This window comes from Streptomyces sp. NPDC096046 (assembly GCF_040303285.1).
GTDB lineage: Bacteria > Actinomycetota > Actinomycetes > Streptomycetales > Streptomycetaceae > Streptomyces.
Window position 1 is genome coordinate 70,573 of record NZ_JBEOSZ010000009.1, and the last position, 18,357, is coordinate 88,929.

Sequence of the window (18,357 nt, forward strand, 5' to 3'; positions counted from 1 at the left end):
GGACAGCAGGACAGGCGGGCGTCTCCCGTCGGGTTCCACCGTCGCACCCGCGGCCCCGGGCGACATCTGGCGGAGCCGCCCGGGACGCTGTTCGGGTGGCACCGGTGGCGTGGGGCGGTGGCCGGTACGAAGCTGGCTCGTATGACGATTCAGACCACGCGCCTGAGCGATCCGGCCGTCCGTGCCTTCGTGGCCGCCGTGAACAACCACGACCGTGAGAGCTTCATGGCGCTCCTCGCGCCGGGCGCGACCATGGCGGACGACGGTTCGGACCGGGATCTCGCCGACTGGGTGGACCGGGAGATCTTCTTCTCCCACGGCCACCTGGAGGTCGACAACGAGTCCAACGGGGGCCGCTCCCTCCTCGCCCGCTACAGCAACGACACCTGGGGCGAGATGCGCACCCGGTGGAGCTTCACCGTGGACGAGGACGGCAGGATCACGCGCTTCGAGACCGGGCAGGCCTGAACCCCGCCCTACGCAGGGGCTTGCGTTCGTGTGCGCGGCGCCGACCCGGAGTGGCTCGCCCGTGTCGACGCTCTCAGGGAAGTCCTCACCAGCGGCGCTCGCACGCTCGCCCAGGGCGCGCTGGCCTGGCTGTGGGCGCGCAGCCCGCGCACGGTGCCCATTCCGGGCTTCCGCTCGGTCGCCCAGGCGGAGGAGAACGCGGGGGCTCTGGAGAAGGGGGCGCTGACCGGCGCGCAGGTCGCAGAGGTCGACCGGTTGTTGGGGCGGTGACCCTCGGGGAACCTCGGGCCGGCCGGCCGGTCCTCGACGTGTGCGGCAGCCGTTCCACGCGCACCGGTGCGTACTTCGCGGTCCCTCGCGAAGTCCACCCCCACCCGGTGCGGTGGAACGACCGCCGCCTCCCCCCTGGATGTGGCCTGCGGAAGCCCTTTGCTCCAACTGTGAAGCTTTCGTGTAGGAGAGTTGAGCATAGGCTCCCTATCGGCCGCAATGGGGCGGACGTTCCTATTCCGATTGTGCAGGTTGACGACTTGACGAACTCCGTCGCGTTCTCAGCCGCGTCCGACGTACGGCATCGCCGTCGCCAGTACGGTCGCGAACTGCACGTTCGCCTCCAGCGGCAGCTCCGCCATGTGCCGCACCGTGCGGGCCACGTCCGCAACGTCCATGACCGGTTCCGGGGCGACTTCCCCGTTTGCCTGGATGGCTCCCGTCTGCATACGGGACGTCATGTCGGTGGCCGCGTTGCCGATGTCGATCTGCCCGACGGCGATCCGGTACGGCCGCCCGTCCAGGGAGAGGGACTTCGTCAGGCCCGTCAGCGCGTGCTTGGTCGCCGTGTAGGCCACCGACAGCGGGCGGGGCGTGTGCGCGGAGATCGAGCCGTTGTTGATGATCCGGCCGCCGTGGGGGCACCTCCCTGCTCGAACGTAGTTGAGAGCTTGGGGGAGGGTCCTGCTCCTTCATCTGCCGGTACGCCGCCTGCGCGCACAGGAACGTCCCGTTGAGGTTGGTGTCCACCACGTGCCGCCACGCCTCGTAGGGCAGTTCCTCGACCGGGACACCGCCGGGGCCGAACGTGCCGGCGTTGTTGAAGAGCAGGTCGACCCGGCCGAAGCGCTCGACGGTCGCCGCGAACAGGGCGTTCACGTCCTCGGGGCGTGAGACGTCCGTCCGTACCGCCGCAGACGCGGCCCCGGGCGCCAGGGCCGCCGTCTCCTCCAGCGTCTCGACGCGCCGGCCCGCCAGCGCCACCGACCAGCCCGCGCGCAGCAGTTCCACCGCGACCGCCCGGCCGATGCCGGAACCCGCCCCGGTCACCACCGCGATTGCATTGTCCTTGGCATTCATGCGCCCGCAGCGTACGGGAGCCACTCCCGTACGCTGCGGGCCCATGGCTCAAGCCGGCGTGAGCTCCGTCGTGAGGTCCTCGTCCGGGCTCTCGCCCGGGTAGCGGACGCCGACGCGGTCCCGGATCGTGTCGAGCGTCCGCATCACGGCGAGCGTGCCGTCGAGCGGCACCAGCGGGGACTCCGTCTCACCGGCGCGCACGGCCCGCATCACCTCCAGCGCCTCGTGGCGCATGCTGTTGCGGGGGCCGTCCGCCGGGTCGGCGATGAACTCCTCGGCGTCGCGGCCGTCCCGGTGCAGGACGAAACCCTGCGGGAAGAAGAAGCCGTGCGGGATGTCGATCCGGCCCTTCGAGCCGGTGACCGAGGCGGAGGTCGCCGTACCGCCCACGATCGAGCAGTGCACCGAGCCGAGCGCGCCGCTGTCGAAGGAGAGCACCGCCGCCGTCTGGAGGTCGACGCCCTCCTCGGAGAGCACCGCCCGCGCCGCGACGTCCGACGGCTCCCCGAGCAGCAGTTGCGCGAACGACACCGGGTACACGCCCAGGTCGAGCAGCGCGCCGCCGCCCAGCTCCGGGTTCCGCAGCCGGTGCGAGGGCGGGAACGGGCCGGCCAGCCCGAAGTCGGCCTGGACGCTGCGCACCTCGCCGATCGCGCCGTCGTCGACCAGCGCCTTCAGCCGCCGCACCAGCGGGTTGCAGTACATCCACATGGCCTCCATCAGGAACCGCCCGTGCTCGCGCGCCAGCGCGACGAGTTCCTCCGCCTCGCGCAGGTTCAGCGTGAAGGGCTTCTCACACAGCACGTGCCGTCCGGCCGCGAGACACAGTCCGGCTGCGGCCCGGTGCGCGGTGTGCGGGGTGGCGACGTAGACGACATCGATGTCCTCGTCCCGCGCGAGCGCGCTCCAGTCGCCGTAGGCCCGGGGTATCCCGAACCGTTCCGCGAACGTCTTCGCCGACGCCTCGGACCGCGACGCGACCGCCACGACCTCCGCGTCCGGCAGGTCGATCAGATCCGCGGTGAACGCGCCCGCGATCCCTCCGGTCGCCAGGATTCCCCACCGCACCGTGTCCAACGTCATCGCGCCCCGCCTCCACCTCGTGACCCCGAGCAGTCCGTACGAGCTGAGAGCATAGGTGGCGATCGACTCGCAGAGGGAGGGACTCATGCCCGAGGGTGGGGCGTCCATATCGAACACCGCGCAGGAGGCCGCAGCCGGGAGGGAACGGCCCGACCGCACCGCGCACCGCCGCACCGGGCTCCTGGTCACCTTCCTCCTGGGAAGCCTGACCGCCGTGCCTCCGCTGGCGATGGACATGTACCTCCCGTCCCTGCCGGAGGTCACCCGTTCCCTGCACGCGCCGGCCGCGACCGTCCAGCTCACGCTCACCGCGTGCCTGGCCGGCATGGCGCTCGGGCAGCTCGTGGTCGGGCCCATGAGCGACCGGTGGGGGCGCCGCCGCCCGCTGCTCGCCGGGCTCGCCGTCTTCGTCGTCGCCACCGTGCTGTGCGCCCTCGCCCCCACCATCGAGCTGCTGGTGGCCTTCCGGCTGGCCCAGGGCCTCGCGGGCGCCGCCGCCATCGTGATCGCCCGGGCCGTCGTGCGCGACCTCTACGACGGTATGGCCATGGCCCGCTTCTTCTCCACCCTCATGCTCATCTCCGGGGTCGCCCCGGTCGTGGCACCGCTGATCGGCGGGCAGGTTCTGCGCGTCACGGACTGGCGGGGCGTGTTCGTCGTCCTCACGGTCATCGGCGTGCTCATCGGGGTCCTGGTGTGGGCCCGGCTGCCCGAGACCCTGCCGCCGGCCCAGCGGCACAGCGGCGGCGTCGGCGAGGCCCTGCGCGCGATGCGCGGCCTGCTCGCCGACCGTTCCTTCACCGGCTACATGCTCACCGGCGGCTTCGCCTTCGCCGCCCTCTTCGCCTACATCGCGGCGTCCCCGTTCGTCATCCAGGAGATCTACGGCGCCTCCCCGCAGACGTTCAGCCTGCTGTTCGGCGTGAACTCCGTCGGGCTGGTCGTCGTGGGCCAGATCAACGGCAAGATCCTCGTCGGCCGGGTCAGTCTCGACCGGGTCCTGGGCATCGGCCTCGCGGTCGTCATCACCGCCGCGACCGCGCTGCTGCTGATGTCCCTGGGCGTCTTCGGCGAGGTCGGACTGGCGCCCGTCGCCGTCGCGCTGTTCGTGCTGATGTCCGCGATGGGCATCACCCTGCCCAACACCCAGGCCCTCGCCCTGATGCGCACCAAGCACGCCGCCGGCTCCGCGTCGGCCCTGCTCGGCACGTCCTCCTTCCTCATCGGCGCGATCGCCTCCCCGCTCGTCGGTGTCGCCGGGGAGGACACCGCCGTCCCGATGGCCGTCGTCCAACTGGCCGCCGCACTGGTGGCACTGGCCTGCTTCATGGGAATGTGCCGACCCTGGACGAAGGAGAGCGGCCGCCCGAGCGCGGAGGGAGCAGTCAGCTGAGCGCACCCAGACTGCGCGACGGCACGCCCGAGCGGGCCGGCCTCGACCCCGCGGAACTGCGCCACCTCGTCCGGGAGATTCACGTCCTCACCACGGGGCAGCGCCCCTGGGCCCCCGGCGCCGTCCTGGTCGTCGGGCGCGGCCCGGTGATCGCGGTCGAGGAGGCGGCGGGCTGGGCCGTGCGCTACGCGTCCTACGACCCCGGCACCGACGCCGGGGTGGAACTGCCCCCCGAGGACCGGGTCCCGATGACCGTCGGCACGCCCTTCGACCTCGCGTCGCTCACCAAGCTGTTCACGTCCGTGGCCGCCGTGCAGCAGATCGAGCGCGGCACGCTCGGCATCGACGCGAAGGTCGGCGCGTACCTGCCCGACTTCACGGGGACCGCCCGGCACGGCATCACCGTGCGGCAGCTGCTCACCCACACGTCGGGGATGCGGCCCGAACTACCCCTCCACGACTACGCGGACGACGCGCAGCGGCTCGCCGCGCTCCAGGCGGAGGCGCCGGTCGGGGCGCCGGGCACGTACGGCTACTCCGATCTGAACATGCTCCTCCTCCAGCACGTCCTGGAGCGCCTCACCGGCCGCCCCCTCGACGTCCTCGTCCACGACGGCATCACCCGGCCGTTGGGCATGACGTCGACGGACTTCGGGCCGTGCCCGGACGCCGCGGCGACGGAGGACCAGCGGCGGCCGTGGGCCAAGGCGGACCGGGGGATGCTGCGGGGCGAGGTCCACGACGAGAACGCCTGGGCGCTGGGGGGCGTGGCCGGCCACGCCGGGCTGTTCTCCACCGGCCGGGACCTCGCGGTGTTCTGCCGCACCCTCCTCGCAGGCGGCTCCTACGGCCCGGCCCGCATCCTCGGCCCCGACTTCGTCGAGCTGCTCTTCACCCCGCCGGGTCTCGGGTTCTCCCTCGACCAGCCGTGGTTCATGGGCGACCTCGCGGGCCGCGGCGCGGCGGGGCACACGGGCTTCACGGGCACGTCCCTCGTTCTCGACCCCGCCACGGACACGTTCCTGGTCCTCCTCACCAACGCGGTCCACCCGCGCCGCCGTCGCCCGGACAGCGCCCCGAGGGCCGCGGCGGCGTCCCGGCTGGCGCGGGCGGTGCGGTGACCCTCCGGTGAGGGGGGAGGTCGGGGCGGCCGGTCGGGGAGCGGTGTCGTCGCCTCACGGCTTGGGCGGCGTACGCGGAATCCGTGGGGGCCGTCGCGTCATCCCGCGGTGACCGGCACGGGCGGCCAGGGAGAGCCCGGCCGCCGTGAGCCTCCACGACCGTCCGGACCACGGCGCACGATGGGCCGGGAAGCGGCTTGGTGGCGGTCGCGGCGGGCATGGCCTGGCCGCCGAGCCGAGCCGGGGCAGGCCGGTCCTGGGGCCGGGCCCGGGACCGGGACCGGAGCCGGGGTGGAGGCGGACGGCGGCGGCGCCGTCGGACGGTGGCCGGAGGCCCGGGCGCGGACCGCCGCCGGGGAGCACCGCGCCCGCCCCCGCCCGCCTCGTAGAATCGCCGGGTGAACGCCCCCGCACCCCCGGCCGAAAACCTCCGTGCCGCCCTCGCCGGTCTGCTCGACGGGCTGCCGCCCCGGCAGGCCTCGCAGGCGGTCGAGCGGCTGATCGCCAGTTACCGGGGCGCCACTCCGACCGACGCCCCCATCCTCCGGGACCGGGCCGACGTCGCCGCCTACGCCGCCTACCGGATGCCCGCGACCTTCGAGGCCGTACGCGCCGCGCTGGAGGCGTTCGCGGACGCCGTGCCCGCGTGGGTGCCGAACGGGCACACCGACCTCGGCGGGGGCACGGGCGCCGCCGCCTGGGCCGTGAACGCGGTCTGGGGCGGGGAGCGGCCCGTCACCGTGCTCGACTGGGCCGATCCCGCGCTCGCCCTGGGGCGGGAGATCGCCGCGGCCAACCCGGAGCTGCGGGACGTCCGCTGGCAGCGCTCCCGGATCGGAGCGGCGCTCACCCTCGAGAGCACGGACCTCGTCACCGTCTCCTACGTCCTCAACGAGCTGACCGCCCCCGACCGCACCGCCCTCGTCGACGCCGCCGCGGCCGCCGCACAGGCCGTCGTGATCGTCGAGCCCGGCACCCCCGACGGCTACGCCCGCCTCATCGAGGCCCGCGACCGGCTGATCACGGCCGGTTTCCGCATCGCCGCCCCCTGTCCGCACAGCGCCGCCTGCCCCATCGCCCCCGGCACGGACTGGTGCCACTTCTCCGCCCGGGTCAGCCGCTCCTCCCTGCACCGCCAGGTCAAGGGCGGCTCCCTCGCCTACGAGGACGAGAAGTTCGCCTACGTCGCCGCCGCCCGCTTCCCCGTCGAACCGGCTGCCAACCGGGTCGTCCGGCGTCCCCAGATCCGCAAGGGCCAGGTCCTCCTCGACCTGTGCGAGAGCGAACCGTCCCTGCGCCGCGCCACCGTCACCAAGCGCCACGGCGATCTGTACAAGGCCGCACGCGACGCCGACTGGGGAGACGCCTGGCCGCCCTCCTGAACTCCGGCGCCTCCTGAGCTTCTGTCAGGTACGCCGTAGCGTTGCCCGCCCCGGGGTCGGCCGGTGCCGAGCAGGACCGCCGGTTCCGTTCGCCGGGGGTGAGGACCGCCTGGTGGGCGGGAACCCGCCGGTCGCGGGGGCGCGACCGACTCAGTACATCCGCCGGACAGCCCGGGCGGACCCCCTCCCACAGGGGTCCGCCCTCGCGCGGGGGAGGCTCACGACGCCGTGTCGGCCGTGCCCTCCTGCTGCGCTACGCGCTGTCGTTTCTCCCGGAGCGTGCGCAGCAGTTCGCGCTTCTGGGCCTGCGGGTCGACACCGCCGCCGATCCGGTCGCCCTGGCCGCCGCCGCGCAGCGCGTTGCGGCCGAGGTTCCTGCGCGATCCGCCGACACCCAGCATGTTTCCGGCTCCGCCTCGGGTCATCTCGGACTCCTTCCGTGGTCATCATCCGCGACGAGACGGTTCGTCTCGTGCGCGTTCCCCCACTGTCCGCGAGACGCTCCGTCTTGTCAACCTGATAAATTCGCGCCATGGCCGTCCAGAAGTCCACCCAGCCCGCTCCCGGCAAGCCCGCCCCCGACTCCGCCCGGCGCAGCGAGAAGTCCCGCCGCGCCATCTACGACGCCGCCCTCGCGCTGGTCGTCGAGGTCGGCTACCCCAAGACCACCATCGAGGGCATCGCCGCCCGTGCCGGTGTCGGCAAGCAGACGATCTACCGATGGTGGTCGTCCAAGGCGGACGTGCTGATGGAGGCGTTCCTCGACCTGGCCGAGCGGTACGTCCCGGAGGCCGGACCCACGCCGTACACCTTCCCGGACACCGGCGACCTCGCCGCCGACCTCAAGACCGTCCTGCGGGCCACCGTCGACGAACTGCGCGACCCGAGGTTCGAGGCGCCCTGCCGCGCGCTGGCCGCCGAGGGCGTGGTCAACGAGCAGCTCGGGCGCGAGTTCGTGGCCAAGCTGACGCAGCCCTCACTCGACCTCTACATCGGCCGGTTGCGCGCCGCGCAGGACGCCGGCCAGGTGCGGCCCGAGATCGACCCGCGCATCGCCCTGGAGCTCTTCGTCTCCCCGCTCGCCCAGCGCTGGCTCCAGCACACGGGCCCGATCTCCTACGAGTACACCGACACTCTCGTCGAATACGCCCTTCACGGCCTGGCCCCGCGCTGAGCGGCCCGGGCCAGGCGTCCCGGCGCGTCCGTGATCACACCGTCGCAGCCCAGCGCCAGCACCCGGTCCCGCTGCGCGTCCGTCACCACGGTGTGCGCCCACACCCGGGCGATCCCCGAGTTCACCGCGCGCACCAGGTCCGCGTCGCGCGCCCGGTGGTCCACGTCCAGCAGATCCACGTACGACCGCCAGCGCTCCGGGCGGTCCGTGCGCAGCTGCTGCGCCGAGCGCCACAACTGCGAGAGCAGCCCGAGGCGGTGGACGCGCCGGGCCACCTCGGGGTCGTTGGAGTTCACGAACACCGAGCGGGTCAGGCCGCGCGCCCGGATCAGCTCGGCCAGCCGGTCCAGACCGTGCGGGTCCTTCGCCTCCAGCATCAGCACGATCCGCCCGCCGAAACGATCCAGCACCTCGGCGACCGTCGGCGGCCGCTCCGATCGCCAGCTCCCGGGCAGCCTGTCCTTCGGGCGCAGCCGAACGCCCTGCCACTCCCGGGCGTCCATGGCGCGCACGTCACCGCCCAGGTAGGTGGTGCGGTTCAGGGTCTCGTCGTGGAACACCACCGGCGTGCCGTCGCGCAGCACCCGGGTGTCGAAGTCGAGCACCTGCGCCGTCCCACGCTCGTAGGCGGCGGCCAGTCCCGTCATGCTGTTCTCCGGGACCTCACGGGCGCCGCCGCGGTGCGCGACGTAGGTGATCCGGGGCAGGGCCGCCACGGTCAGCGGCCCCGCGCCCCACTCCAGCGGGGCCGGGGCGCGGCCGCCGGGTCCGGCGAGGGTCAGCGAGACCACCGAAGCCACGGAAGCCAGACCCGTCAGCGCGATCCTTGTGACCATGGCGACCACGGTAGGACGCCATGTCATGGCAAAGCAGGCAATGACACCCGATCGTGGGGAGGGCGGGGCTCGCCCGTTCTCCTCCCATCGGGTGCTCGGTGTACGTTGCGTTCCCTCCTGTCCCGGATGTGGGCACTGGCCCCCGGTGCGCGGGAAGATGGGACCATGAGGCATGCTGTTCGGCACGACGGCGAGGCGAGGGGATAGATGAGCGCGGAGTTCGGCGGCCGGACCGGCCTGCGGGGCAAATTCACCCGGTGGCTGCGCGCCGGGCGCCGACCGAAGGAGGCCGCCGGGGACGGCGGCCGTGAGGCCCTGCTGCTCGCCACCGCCGACGCGGGACTGCCCCTCGCGCCCGCCGCCCACCCCTCCGGGTACCGCTGCTCCTGCGACCGGGTCGGCTGTCCCACCCCCGCCCGGCACCCGGTGTCCTTCGCGTGGCAGACGCAGTCCACCACCGACCCAGCCCAGATCGAGCGCTGGGCCCGCCATCAGCCGCAGGCCAACTTCATCACCGCGACCGGCATGGTGCACGACGTCCTCGACGTGCCCCTCGATGCCGGTCGCGACGCGTTGGAGCGGCTGCTCGCCGCCGGTGTCGAGGTCGGGCCGGTCGCCGAGAGCGACGACGGCCGTCTCCTCTTCTTCACGCTCACGCGGGGCACGCCGGAGGACGAGGACGAGTGGTGGCCGTGCGAACTGGACTGCCATCCCGAGACGGTGGACGAGCACCCCGGGCTGCGCTGGCACTGCCGGGGCTCCTACGTCCTCGTGCCGCCCGCGCGGCTGCCCGGTGAGGGCCGGGCGGTGCGGTGGGTACGCGGGCTCGAGCACGCGCTGCCGGATCCGCTGAGCCTGCTGGAGGTGCTCACGGAGGTCGGCGGACGGTACGCCGCTGAGGACTCCGACCACGCCGCCGGGGCCGCCTGGCCCACGCGGCGGCACTGAAGCCGGTCGGCGGCCCGTGTCGTGAGGGCCCGGGCTACGAGCCCTCCGCCGCGGTCAGGCCCTGGATGCGGCCCAGGATCGTCACCTTGCCCCGGCCCTTGGGGTCCAGCGCCACCTCGTTGGAGACGAACTCCATCGTGAGGGACTGCTTGATCTCGCCCTTCGTCAGGGCGAGGACGTCCTTGCCCGGGGCGGGCACGGACGTGCCAGCGTAGGCGGTCTGCTTCTCGTAGTGGCGCGTGGTGAAGAACACCAGCGCACCGCCGTCCGTCGTACGCAGCGCCAGCGGTGCGTAGTCGCCGTTCGTCAGCGGCTCGTCGATGTACTGGGTGACCATGCCCGGCTTCTTGGAGTTCTTCTGGCGCAGGGCACGCCACTGGCTGGTGTGGGCGCCGTCCGTGAAGGTCTCCCCGCCGCTCCTCAGGTACGTCGCGTACGCCCGGCTCAGGTCGCCGGGGCCGGCGGCCAGGTCGGTCGACTCGGCGGGGACGGGCTCGGCCCAGCCGTCGGCGTCCGTCTTGAACCGCGGGACCTTGCCCGGGGCGACGAGCGTCAGGTAGGCCACCTGGAACGGGTCGTCGAGGCTGCTGCGGGTGAACACCAGCAGCCAACGGGCGCTGCCGCCCTTGTTGCCGGCCGCGTCGACGACGAACCAGCGGGGCCACCCGGCCTTCTTGGGGATGGTGAACTTCGCGTCGGTCAGCTTCAGCGGGGTGTGGTTCGGGTTGCCGGCCGGGTTGTTGGCCTTCCCTGCCTTCAGGCGGGCCGAGTCGATGTCGGCGAGGGCGCCGGTGGTGTGGTCGGCGTCCAGGGCGCCGTCGTAGGCCTTGTCGGCCTCGTTGTACGCGGTCGTGAACTCCTGGAGGGCCTCGGCGGCTTCGGCGCGGGTGGTGGCCGGGAGGATCTCCCGCTCGCCGTGCACGACGACACATCCACTGGCCGTCAGTGACAAAGCGGCCACCGAGGTTGCTATGAGGGCGCTCCGGGCGGGCCTGCGGAGCGTACGAGGGTCGCGATCCCTGCTCATCGGGTACCTTCACCTTCCCCTTTCCGGAGGCGAACCCTACCGGGTGCCTCCGGCGGTTGGGCGGCGGTGGTGGGGCGGGTGTGGTGCTTTGCCTCGCGGCGGGCGGGGGTGCGTGTCCGTTTCGCTTCGTGCCGTGTGGGGCGCGTGTCCGTTTCGCTTTGCGGCGGGTGGGAGTGCGCGTCCGCTTTGCTTTGCGGCGGGTGGGAGTGCGCGTCCGCTTTGCTTTGCGGCGGGTGGGAGTACCCGTCCGTTTCGTCCCATGACGGGTGGGGGTGCGCGTCCGCTCGGTGGGGGTGCGCGTCTTCGCCTGGCGCCGGGTGTGGGTCGGGGGCCGCGCCGGGGGGTGTCCCTCCTCGGAACGGCGCGATGGGGTCTCACGCCGACGCACTGGCGTTGACGCGCCAACCGCTGCGGGCGGACACCGCCGACACGTCCCCTTGCGCGGTCCGGCGGCTGCGGGAGCGTTCCGGCATGCGCCGCAGCCGCACCGCTGCGGGGGCCCACCCGGCCTCGGTGGGGTGTCGTCACACCGTGTCGCGCACCGGTGTCGGCGTCCGGGCCGGTGCGAGGAACAGGGCCAGGGTAGGGATCAAGTAGAGGAGCCAGACCGCCACTTGGAACGTGGTGGGGTCCGGCTGGAAGTTGAAGACGCCCTTGAGGAGCGTGCCGTACCAGCTGTCCGGGGGGATCGTGCCGGAGATGTCGAAGGCCTTGTCGGTGAGGCCGGGCAGGAAGTCGGCCTCCTGCAGGTCGTGGAAGCCGTAGGCCAGGACGCCGGCCGCGACGACCACCAGCATGCCGCCGGTCCAGGTGAAGAACTTCGCCAGGTTGATGCGCAGCGCGCCCCGGTAGAACAGCCGGCCCAGGAGGATCGCCGTCAGCAGACCGAGGGCGACGCCGAGCAGGGGGCGGGGCGTGCCGTCGCTCGCCGCGTGGACCGAGGCCCAGACGAACAGGGCCGTTTCCAGGCCCTCGCGGCCCACCGCGAGGAAGGCGGTCGCCACCAGCGCGCCCGTGCCCATCGCCAGCGCCGCGTCCAGCCTGCCGTGCAGCTCCGACTTGAGGTGACGGGCCGTGCGGCGCATCCAGAACACCATCCACGTCACCAGGGCGACCGCGAGGATCGACAGCGAACCGCCGAGCGCCTCCTGCGCCTTGAACGTCAGTTCCTGAGAGCCGAATTCAAGGGCGCAGCCGAAGCCGAGCGCGAGGGCGATCGCGACGGCTATGCCGGTCCAGATCGGCTTGAGGGCGTCCCTGCGGTCCGTCTTGACCAGGTAGGCGATGAGGATGCTGACGACGAGGCTCGCCTCCAGGCCCTCGCGCAGACCGATCAGGTAGTTGGAGAACACGGGTTCAGGCCTCCTTGGAGAACAGCGTCCGGCCCCACCAGTCGTCCTTGTCGCGGACGCCCGGCGGGATGGCGAAGAGGGCCGAACCCACGTGCTGGATGTACTCGTTGAGGGAGTCCGCGGCCAGACTGCGCTGGATCGGGATGAAGCCCTTGCGGACGTCACGCTGGTAGGCCAGGAAGAACAGGCCCGCGTCCAGGCGGCCGAGGCCGTCCGTGCCGTCGGTGAAGGAGTAGCCGCGGCGCAGGATCGTCGCCCCGTGGTTGGTGTCGGGGTGGGCGAGCCGGACGTGCGCGTCGGGCTTCATCGCCTTCAGGAACGGTTCGTCCCGCTCCTTGGCCTTGCCGACGGGGGCGCCCTCGCCCTTGTCTCGGCCGAAGATGTCCTCCTGTTCCTGCAGGGAGGTGCGGTCCCACGTCTCGATGTGCATGCGGATGCGGCGGGCGACCAGGTAGGAGCCGCCCTCCATCCAGGGCGGGCCGTCCTTGCCGTCCACCCAGACGAACTTCTTCAGGCGGTCCGTCTCGGTGCCCGCGATGTTGCGGGTGCCGTCCTTGAAGCCCATCAGGTTGCGCGGTGTCTGCGCCTCGGGTGTGGTCGAGGACGTCTTGCCGAAGCCGAGCTGCGACCAGCGGACGACGACCTTGCCGAAGCCGATGCGGGCCAGGTTGCGGACGGCGTGGACCGCGACCTGGGGATCGTCGGCGCAGGCCTGGACGCACAGGTCGCCGCCGCCGCGGTTCGTGTCGAGGTTGTCGCCCGCGAACTTCGGCAGGTCGACCAGGGCCTCCGGGCGATGTCGCGCGAGGTCGAACTTCTCGAACAGGGACGGGCCGAAGCCGATGGTGAGGGTCAGGCGGGAGGGCTTCAGGCCCAGTGCCTCGCCGGTGTCGTCCGGGGGCGCCTCGGCCAGGCCGCCGTAGGCGCCCTCGCCGACGGTGTGCCCGGCCGTCATGCGCCGGGCGGCCGCCGTCCAGTCCTTCAGCAGTGCGACGAAGGCCTCACGGTCGTCGGTCGTCACGTCGAACGCGGCGAAGTGCAGACGGTCCTGCACCGGGGTGGCGATGCCCGCCTGGTGCGGTCCGTGGAAGGCGATCGCCGAGCCGGCCGGTTCGGTGTCGTCCCCGGTGCGGGCCATGGCCACCGCGCCGCCTGCCGCGGCCGCGCCGAGCGCCAGGCCGGCGCCGCCCCAGCCGAGCAGGGAACGGCGGCTGGGGGAAGGTGTGGTCTCGTCCGTCATCGTGGCCCCGCCTACTTCACCACGGCCGCGGCGAGCTTCGACAGCGGCTCCGCCAGGGCGTTGACCGCGTCCGAGAGCTCCTTGCGGTCGGCCTTGCCGACCTTGTCGTAGGAGGTGAAGCCGTACGACGTCGGGTTCGGGCGGTACCGGTCGAGCAGCTTGTCCAGGGCCGCGAACTGCTCGTCGAGTTCGGTGACGAGAGCCGCGTCGTTCTCCTTGGCGACCGGCTTCAGCAGGTCGTACGACTTGTGCGCGCCCTCGACGTTGGCCTTGAAGTCGACCAGGTCGGTGTGCGAGTAGCGCTCCTCCTCGCCGGTGACCTTGCCGGTGGCGACCTCGTCGAGGAGTTCCTTGGCGCCGTTGGCCATGGACGTCGGGGTGATCTCGGCCTTGCCGACCCGGTTCTGCCAGTCCTTCAGGTCCTTGATCAGCAGGTCGGCGAGTTCCTTCTCGCGGTCGCCGATCTTCTTGTCCTGCCAGAGGGCCTTCTCCAGGCGGTGCCAGCCCGTCCAGTCGGTGGCCGGGTCCTGGCCGTCCTCCAGACCGTCCTCGCGGACGTCGACCTTGGGGTCGATGTCACCGAACGACTCGGCGACCGGCTCGGTGCGCTCCCAGCCGATGCGGGAGGGCGCGTACGCCTTCCTCGCCGCTTCGAGGTCGCCGTCCTTGACGGCCTCGGCGAACGCCTCGGCCTTCGGCAGCGTCTCGTCGGCCTGCTGCTGCGCGTAGGCGCGGTAGGCCGCCACGGCCTTGTCCAGACGCGGGTCGCGCTGGACGGCCTTGCCGCCGGTGGCCTTGACGGCCTGGCGGATACCGTCGCCCTTCATCCCCGGCTTGCAGGCGATCTGGTAGTCACCGGCCTTGACCTCGGCGGTGACCCGCTGCTTGGTGCCGGGGCCTATGTTCTCCCGCTCGGTGACCACGCGGTCGTCGGGGAAGAGGACGTAGACCTCGGTGACCTTGGAGCCCTTGTTCTCGACGGCCAGCTCGACGTGCCCGGCCGGGAACTCCTTCTTCGACACCTCGCACGTGTCGTCCGTCGCCGTCACGTTGATGACGTGGCCGCCGTCCTTCGCGTCGCTCTTCTCGGTGCAGCCGGTGACGGCGGCCAGGGCCGCCGCGGCGGCGATGACGACGGAAGCGGGACGGGCGGGTCGCATATGGGCTCCAGGAGACAGGAAGGTGAGGCTCGCCTAAGACGGCACATAAGGATTACCTAAGTGGCTCAAAATCGCTCCCATGGATGGGTCAAGGAACGTCAAAGGTCGACTGCGCTCCCTGCGTCACGGCCTGCCCGGCGGTGACGCCGCCCGGGACGGCCCGGCCGCCCCGGCGATGTGAGAATTCCTCTCGTGACTGACTACGACGTGCTGCGCGTCTTCTGCGGACCGAACGGTGGGTACGGCAATGAGCTCGGGGTCGTGCGCGAAGGATCCGTGCTGCCCGAGCGGGACGAGCGGCAGGCGTTCGCCGCGAAGGTCGGATTCGGCGACACCGTGTTCGTCGACGACCCCGAGCGCGGAGTGATCGACCTCTACACGCCGACGCTGCGGCTGCCCTTCGCCGGGCATCCCTGCGTGGGGGCGGCATGGCTGCTGGACGTGCCCGAGCTGGTCACGCCCGCCGGAGTGGTCGGTGCCCGGCAGGACGGGGAGTTCTGCTGGATCGAGGCCCGCGCGGAGTGGGTGCCGGCGCGGACGCTGCGGCAGTACGGCACCGCCGCCGAGGTCGACGACCTGGCCGTGCCGCCGCCGGGGGAGTGGGTGTACGCCTGGGCGTGGGAGGACGAGCCCGCCGGGCGGATCCGGGCCCGGGCCTTCCCCGGCCGGGGCGACGGCATCGACGAGGACGAGGCGACGGGGGCCGCGGCCCTGCTGCTCACCGACCGGCTCGGCCGGGCCCTCAACATCACCCAGGGCGCGGGCTCGCAGATCCTGACCGCGCCCCAGCCGTACGGGTGGACCGAGGTCGGCGGCCGGGTGCACCTGGAACGCTGACCCGGGCGGAGCGCCTCCGTGCGGGTGGAACCGCGTGTGTGCGAGGCGGCGAGCGGGGACCTCTGGGCGTGACCAGGCACCACCGCGAGAGCAGTCTCCTGCGCATGCGATCCGCTCGGGCCGTCGTCGCCCTCACCGCCGCCCTGTCCGCCGCCGGTGCGGCGACGGCCTCCGCCGGCGACGGTCAGGGCTACCGCGACGACCACCACGTGGTGTGCAGCCCGTACTTCGGCGAGCTGGAGGCCGAGACCGCCGGGATCGAGTGGGGCGGGGCCGTCTGCCACAACGGCCCGTTCGACATCTGAGCGGCACGGGACCGGCTGATTCCCGAGCCGGCACCCGGGGCGCCCTCGCCGCGCGCGAGGGGGCCCCGCCCGTTCACGCCGTCAGGGGGAACTCCTCGCCCAGCGCCTCGAACATCTTGTTGTTCAGCCCGTACGCCCGTTTGCACTCGGCCACGATCCGCTGCCGCTCCAGTTCGTCACCGGGCATCGCGTCCAGCAGCGCGCAGTAGGTCCGCTTGAAGGCGGCCGGGTTGGGGATCTCCTCGAAGACGTAGAAGCGGACCCCGTCGCCCTTCTTCGAAAAGCCCCAGGTCTTCTCGGCCGTGTCGCGGATGATCTGCCCGCCGGAGAGGTCGCCGAGGTAGCGGGTGTAGTGGTGGGCGATGTAGCCGGCCGGCCAGGTGCGGGCGCATGCGGTGATCCGCTCCGCGTACTCCAGCGTGGCCGGCAGCGCGTCGGCCGTCGTGCGCCAGCCGGGGCCACGCAGGTACTCCAGGTCCCGCTCCAGCTCCGTCACGCGGAACAGCTCCGGCCGGACGAAGGGGCCGGCCACCGGGTCGCCGGCCAGCTTCCGGGCGCCGGCCTCCAGCGCGCCGTACACGAACCACAGCTGCTCCGTGTAGCGCGCGAACGCGTCGACCCCCAGTTTGTGCCCCAGCAGGTCGCCGATGAAGGTCGAGCCCCTGACCTCCTCGTGCTGTTCGCGAGAAGCGGCCCGAAGGAGCGTGGAGAAGGATTCCATGGGCGTCCTTTTCCCGACGGGCTGTCGGGAAAAACCTGACGCCGAAACGAACGACCCGCCCCCCGGGGAGGAGGGCGGGCCGAGCGGTGGTCTGCGAGGGGGCGGGGAGAGCTACGGCAGCGTGAGGATCTCCGCGCCCGTGTCCGTCACCACGAGCGTGTGCTCGAACTGGGCCGTCCGCTTGCGGTCCTTCGTGACGACCGTCCAGCCGTCGTCCCACATGTCGTACTCGTGCGTCCCCAACGTCAGCATCGGCTCGATCGTGAACGTCATGCCGGGCTGGATGACCGTCGTCGCGTGCGGGCTGTCGTAGTGCGGGATGATCAGGCCCGAGTGGAACGACGAGTTGATGCCGTGCCCGGTGAAGTCCCGGACCACGCCGTAACCGAATCGCTTGGCGTACGACTCGATGACCCGGCCGATGATGTTGATCTGCCGGCCCGGCCTGACCGCCTTGATGGCCCGCTCCAGGGACTCCCGGGTCCGCTCCACCAGCAGCCGCGACTGCTCGTCGACGTCACCCACCAGGTACGTGGCGTTGTTGTCGCCGTGCACACCGCCGATGTACGCCGTCACGTCGAGGTTGACGATGTCGCCGTCGCGCAGCACGGTCGAGTCCGGGATGCCGTGGCAGATGACCTCGTTGACGCTCGCGCACAGCGACTTCGGGAAGCCGCGGTAGCCCAGCGTCGAGGGGTAGGCGCCGTGGTCGCACATGTATTCGTGCGCCACCTTGTCCAACTCGTCCGTGGTCACCCCGGGGGCGATCAGCTTCGCGGCCTCCGCCATCGCCCGGGCGGCGATCCGGCCGGCCACGCGCATCGCCTCGACCGTCTCGGGCGTCTGCACCTCCGGTCCGGTGTACGGCGTCGGCGCGGGCTTGCCGACATACTCGGGACGGCGGATGTTTCCGGGCACGGAACGGGTGGGGGACAGCTCCCCTGGGACGAGCAGCGACTGGCCAGACATGCCAGCGAGTCTAACCAGCGGCCAGGGGGGAACATGTCGAAGGCGAGAGGAGCTGGTCATGGCCCTGTTCAAGAAGCGGACGGTCGGCAAGCCGGGTGAGTGGTACTACTGCCTGGAGCACAAGAAGGTCGAGGAGGGGCCGGAGTGCCCCAACAAGGACCGGTTCGGGCCCTACGGCTCCCGCCCGGAGGCCGAACACGCGATGGCGACCGCCCGTGAGCGCAACCTCCAGTGGGAGAACGACCCCAAGTGGCACGACGCCCCGGCGGGCGGCCGGGACGACGAGAACTGATCCCACCCGCGCCCGGGGCCGCGGCAGCCGCGGCCCCGGGCGCCCGTGACGTCCGGGTGCCGCTCCCGGATCACCAGCGGGCCGGTGGCGGTGCCGTCAGGTGCTCCGCCAGCCGCGCCATCCGGTCCCGGAAACGGTGCCGCCCCCTCGGGGTCGGCAGGGCGTTCTCCCCGGCCGCCGCGCTCACCAGGTGCTGCACCGTGTCGAGGTCCAGCTCCGAGCCGTCGGGGACGGGCAGCGCCTCGTGCGCCACGGACGCAAGCTCCCCCCGGCCCGGGCCGAGCGTCAGGACCGTCGCACCGGCACGGCGTGCGCCGGACACCCGTTCGAGGAGTGGCGTGGCGGGGTTCCCGGGGGCGACCACCAGCAACGTCTCGCCCCGCCGGGCCGCTTCCAGCCGGCCCAGACCGACCGCCAGGTGCGCCGGATCCGAGGGGCGGGCGGCGTGCCGCACCAGCGTCGGGGCCAACTCCGGCGTGCCCGACCAGGCGGCCTCGTCCACCAGATGAGCGGCCAGATGCCAGGGCTCGTACTCCGGGGTACCGACGAGCAGCAGCCCGCCCCCGTGCGACACCACCGAGCCGCGCAGCGCCCCCGCGAAGCGGCGGGTGGCCCCCAGCCACTCCGTCCCGGCGAGCACTTCCCGCAGCAGCGCGACCCGTACCGCATCCATGGGGCCGCATCCTGCCCCCACCGGGC

At 72.4% G+C, this 18,357-nt stretch carries 19 protein-coding genes and 2 pseudogenes; 10 read left to right on the top strand and 11 right to left on the bottom strand.

Annotation, left to right across the window (positions count from 1 at the left end):
- Positions 1-141 precede the first annotated feature (141 nt).
- Positions 142-468 carry a nuclear transport factor 2 family protein gene (locus tag ABTX62_RS10780; RefSeq protein WP_352115836.1) on the top strand — a complete coding sequence of 109 codons (327 nt, stop codon included), beginning with the start codon at positions 142-144 and terminating at the stop codon, positions 466-468.
- Between the two features lie 36 nt (positions 469-504).
- A pseudogene (locus tag ABTX62_RS10785) lies at positions 505-738 on the top strand (aldo/keto reductase); the annotation flags it as partial.
- A gap of 281 nt (positions 739-1,019) precedes the next feature.
- On the opposite strand, the pseudogene ABTX62_RS10790 reads toward ABTX62_RS10785, so the two are convergent.
- Positions 1,020-1,818 (bottom strand): annotated as a pseudogene (locus tag ABTX62_RS10790) (SDR family oxidoreductase).
- Between the two features lie 48 nt (positions 1,819-1,866).
- On the bottom strand, positions 1,867-2,901 hold the full coding sequence (locus ABTX62_RS10795) for a Gfo/Idh/MocA family protein (RefSeq protein WP_352115837.1): 1,035 nt from the start codon (positions 2,899-2,901) through the stop codon (positions 1,867-1,869).
- An 85-nt stretch (positions 2,902-2,986) separates the two neighbouring features.
- Between ABTX62_RS10795 and ABTX62_RS10800 the strand changes: the two genes are divergently transcribed.
- From ABTX62_RS10800 to ABTX62_RS10810, 3 genes are all read left to right on the top strand, one after another.
- The gene (locus tag ABTX62_RS10800) at positions 2,987-4,294 is read left to right on the top strand and encodes a multidrug effflux MFS transporter (protein WP_352115838.1); all 1,308 of its coding nucleotides are present in this window, start codon (positions 2,987-2,989) and stop codon (positions 4,292-4,294) included.
- Positions 4,237-5,415 carry a serine hydrolase domain-containing protein gene (locus ABTX62_RS10805; protein ID WP_352115839.1) on the top strand — a complete coding sequence of 393 codons (1,179 nt, stop codon included), beginning with the start codon at positions 4,237-4,239 and terminating at the stop codon, positions 5,413-5,415. The genes ABTX62_RS10800 and ABTX62_RS10805 overlap by 58 nt, the downstream gene beginning before the upstream one ends.
- A gap of 398 nt (positions 5,416-5,813) precedes the next feature.
- Entirely contained in the window at positions 5,814-6,797 is a 984-nt protein-coding gene (locus ABTX62_RS10810) for a small ribosomal subunit Rsm22 family protein (RefSeq protein ID WP_352115840.1), read from the top strand.
- A 218-nt stretch (positions 6,798-7,015) separates the two neighbouring features.
- Here the strand turns inward: ABTX62_RS10810 and ABTX62_RS10815 are convergent, their stop codons facing one another.
- On the bottom strand, positions 7,016-7,222 hold the full coding sequence (locus ABTX62_RS10815; protein WP_352115841.1) for a DUF6243 family protein: 207 nt from the start codon (positions 7,220-7,222) through the stop codon (positions 7,016-7,018).
- Positions 7,223-7,329: 107 nt separating this feature from the next.
- Between ABTX62_RS10815 and ABTX62_RS10820 the strand changes: the two genes are divergently transcribed.
- Positions 7,330-7,971 carry a TetR/AcrR family transcriptional regulator gene (locus tag ABTX62_RS10820; RefSeq protein ID WP_352115842.1) on the top strand — a complete coding sequence of 214 codons (642 nt, stop codon included), beginning with the start codon at positions 7,330-7,332 and terminating at the stop codon, positions 7,969-7,971.
- On the opposite strand, the gene ABTX62_RS10825 is transcribed toward ABTX62_RS10820, so the two are convergent.
- Positions 7,950-8,807 (bottom strand): glycerophosphodiester phosphodiesterase, encoded by an 858-nt coding sequence (locus ABTX62_RS10825; RefSeq protein WP_352115843.1) that lies wholly within the window; start codon positions 8,805-8,807, stop codon positions 7,950-7,952. The genes ABTX62_RS10820 and ABTX62_RS10825 overlap by 22 nt on opposite strands.
- 207 nt (positions 8,808-9,014) lie before the next feature.
- Here ABTX62_RS10825 and ABTX62_RS10830 point away from each other — a divergent pair, with 207 nt between their 5' ends.
- Positions 9,015-9,755 carry a bifunctional DNA primase/polymerase gene (locus tag ABTX62_RS10830; RefSeq protein WP_352115844.1) on the top strand — a complete coding sequence of 247 codons (741 nt, stop codon included), beginning with the start codon at positions 9,015-9,017 and terminating at the stop codon, positions 9,753-9,755.
- A gap of 34 nt (positions 9,756-9,789) precedes the next feature.
- Here ABTX62_RS10830 and ABTX62_RS10835 read toward each other — a convergent pair whose 3' ends face one another.
- The 4 genes from ABTX62_RS10835 to efeO all read right to left on the bottom strand — a co-directional run bounded on the left by ABTX62_RS10835 (position 9,790) and on the right by efeO (position 14,534).
- A complete protein-coding gene (locus tag ABTX62_RS10835) occupies positions 9,790-10,782 on the bottom strand; it encodes an SCO2278 family lipoprotein (RefSeq protein WP_352115845.1) in 993 nt (330 codons plus the stop codon).
- Positions 10,783-11,306: 524 nt separating this feature from the next.
- Positions 11,307-12,134 carry an iron uptake transporter permease EfeU gene (gene efeU / locus ABTX62_RS10840; RefSeq protein WP_352115846.1) on the bottom strand — a complete coding sequence of 276 codons (828 nt, stop codon included), beginning with the start codon at positions 12,132-12,134 and terminating at the stop codon, positions 11,307-11,309.
- A gap of 4 nt (positions 12,135-12,138) precedes the next feature.
- Complete coding sequence (gene efeB, locus ABTX62_RS10845; RefSeq protein ID WP_352115847.1) at positions 12,139-13,374, bottom strand: iron uptake transporter deferrochelatase/peroxidase subunit; 1,236 nt, start codon at positions 13,372-13,374, stop codon at positions 12,139-12,141.
- Between the two features lie 11 nt (positions 13,375-13,385).
- Positions 13,386-14,534, bottom strand: a complete 1,149-nt coding sequence (efeO, locus tag ABTX62_RS10850; RefSeq protein ID WP_352115848.1) for an iron uptake system protein EfeO — start codon at positions 14,532-14,534, stop codon at positions 13,386-13,388.
- Between the two features lie 192 nt (positions 14,535-14,726).
- Between efeO and ABTX62_RS10855 the strand changes: the two genes are divergently transcribed.
- Both ABTX62_RS10855 and ABTX62_RS10860 read left to right on the top strand, forming a co-directional pair.
- On the top strand, positions 14,727-15,371 hold the full coding sequence (locus ABTX62_RS10855; RefSeq protein WP_352115849.1) for a PhzF family phenazine biosynthesis protein: 645 nt from the start codon (positions 14,727-14,729) through the stop codon (positions 15,369-15,371).
- Positions 15,372-15,475: 104 nt separating this feature from the next.
- A complete protein-coding gene (locus tag ABTX62_RS10860; protein ID WP_352115850.1) occupies positions 15,476-15,676 on the top strand; it encodes a hypothetical protein in 201 nt (66 codons plus the stop codon).
- Positions 15,677-15,749: 73 nt separating this feature from the next.
- On the opposite strand, the gene ABTX62_RS10865 is transcribed toward ABTX62_RS10860, so the two are convergent.
- Together ABTX62_RS10865 and map are read right to left on the bottom strand one after the other, a co-directional pair.
- Positions 15,750-16,397, bottom strand: a complete 648-nt coding sequence (locus ABTX62_RS10865; RefSeq protein ID WP_352115851.1) for a biliverdin-producing heme oxygenase — start codon at positions 16,395-16,397, stop codon at positions 15,750-15,752.
- Between the two features lie 111 nt (positions 16,398-16,508).
- Positions 16,509-17,366, bottom strand: coding sequence for a type I methionyl aminopeptidase (gene map, locus ABTX62_RS10870; protein ID WP_352115852.1), 858 nt, complete (start codon positions 17,364-17,366; stop codon positions 16,509-16,511).
- Positions 17,367-17,424: 58 nt separating this feature from the next.
- Between map and ABTX62_RS10875 the strand changes: the two genes are divergently transcribed.
- On the top strand, positions 17,425-17,658 hold the full coding sequence (locus ABTX62_RS10875; RefSeq protein WP_352115853.1) for a hypothetical protein: 234 nt from the start codon (positions 17,425-17,427) through the stop codon (positions 17,656-17,658).
- A 70-nt stretch (positions 17,659-17,728) separates the two neighbouring features.
- On the opposite strand, the gene ABTX62_RS10880 is transcribed toward ABTX62_RS10875, so the two are convergent.
- A complete protein-coding gene (locus tag ABTX62_RS10880) occupies positions 17,729-18,331 on the bottom strand; it encodes a hypothetical protein (RefSeq protein ID WP_352115854.1) in 603 nt (200 codons plus the stop codon).
- Between the last annotated feature and the right edge of the window lie 26 nt (positions 18,332-18,357).

What these genes read in the sequence shown, in the direction of transcription:
- ABTX62_RS10880 (WP_352115854.1), bottom strand. Translation starts at nt 18,331, where the DNA reads ATGGATGCGGTACGGGTCGCGCTGCTGCGGGAAGTGCTCGCCGGGACG.
- map (WP_352115852.1), bottom strand. Translation starts at nt 17,366, where the DNA reads ATGTCTGGCCAGTCGCTGCTCGTCCCAGGGGAGCTGTCCCCCACCCGT.
- ABTX62_RS10830 (WP_352115844.1), top strand. Translation starts at nt 9,015, where the DNA reads ATGAGCGCGGAGTTCGGCGGCCGGACCGGCCTGCGGGGCAAATTCACC.
- ABTX62_RS10865 (WP_352115851.1), bottom strand. Translation starts at nt 16,397, where the DNA reads ATGGAATCCTTCTCCACGCTCCTTCGGGCCGCTTCTCGCGAACAGCAC.
- ABTX62_RS10815 (WP_352115841.1), bottom strand. Translation starts at nt 7,222, where the DNA reads ATGACCCGAGGCGGAGCCGGAAACATGCTGGGTGTCGGCGGATCGCGC.
- ABTX62_RS10825 (WP_352115843.1), bottom strand. Translation starts at nt 8,807, where the DNA reads ATGGTCACAAGGATCGCGCTGACGGGTCTGGCTTCCGTGGCTTCGGTG.
- ABTX62_RS10875 (WP_352115853.1), top strand. Translation starts at nt 17,425, where the DNA reads ATGGCCCTGTTCAAGAAGCGGACGGTCGGCAAGCCGGGTGAGTGGTAC.
- ABTX62_RS10800 (WP_352115838.1), top strand. Translation starts at nt 2,987, where the DNA reads ATGCCCGAGGGTGGGGCGTCCATATCGAACACCGCGCAGGAGGCCGCA.
- ABTX62_RS10780 (WP_352115836.1), top strand. Translation starts at nt 142, where the DNA reads ATGACGATTCAGACCACGCGCCTGAGCGATCCGGCCGTCCGTGCCTTC.
- efeB (WP_352115847.1), bottom strand. Translation starts at nt 13,374, where the DNA reads ATGACGGACGAGACCACACCTTCCCCCAGCCGCCGTTCCCTGCTCGGC.
- efeO (WP_352115848.1), bottom strand. Translation starts at nt 14,534, where the DNA reads ATGCGACCCGCCCGTCCCGCTTCCGTCGTCATCGCCGCCGCGGCGGCC.
- ABTX62_RS10860 (WP_352115850.1), top strand. Translation starts at nt 15,476, where the DNA reads ATGCGATCCGCTCGGGCCGTCGTCGCCCTCACCGCCGCCCTGTCCGCC.
- ABTX62_RS10795 (WP_352115837.1), bottom strand. Translation starts at nt 2,901, where the DNA reads ATGACGTTGGACACGGTGCGGTGGGGAATCCTGGCGACCGGAGGGATC.
- ABTX62_RS10820 (WP_352115842.1), top strand. Translation starts at nt 7,330, where the DNA reads ATGGCCGTCCAGAAGTCCACCCAGCCCGCTCCCGGCAAGCCCGCCCCC.
- ABTX62_RS10835 (WP_352115845.1), bottom strand. Translation starts at nt 10,782, where the DNA reads ATGAGCAGGGATCGCGACCCTCGTACGCTCCGCAGGCCCGCCCGGAGC.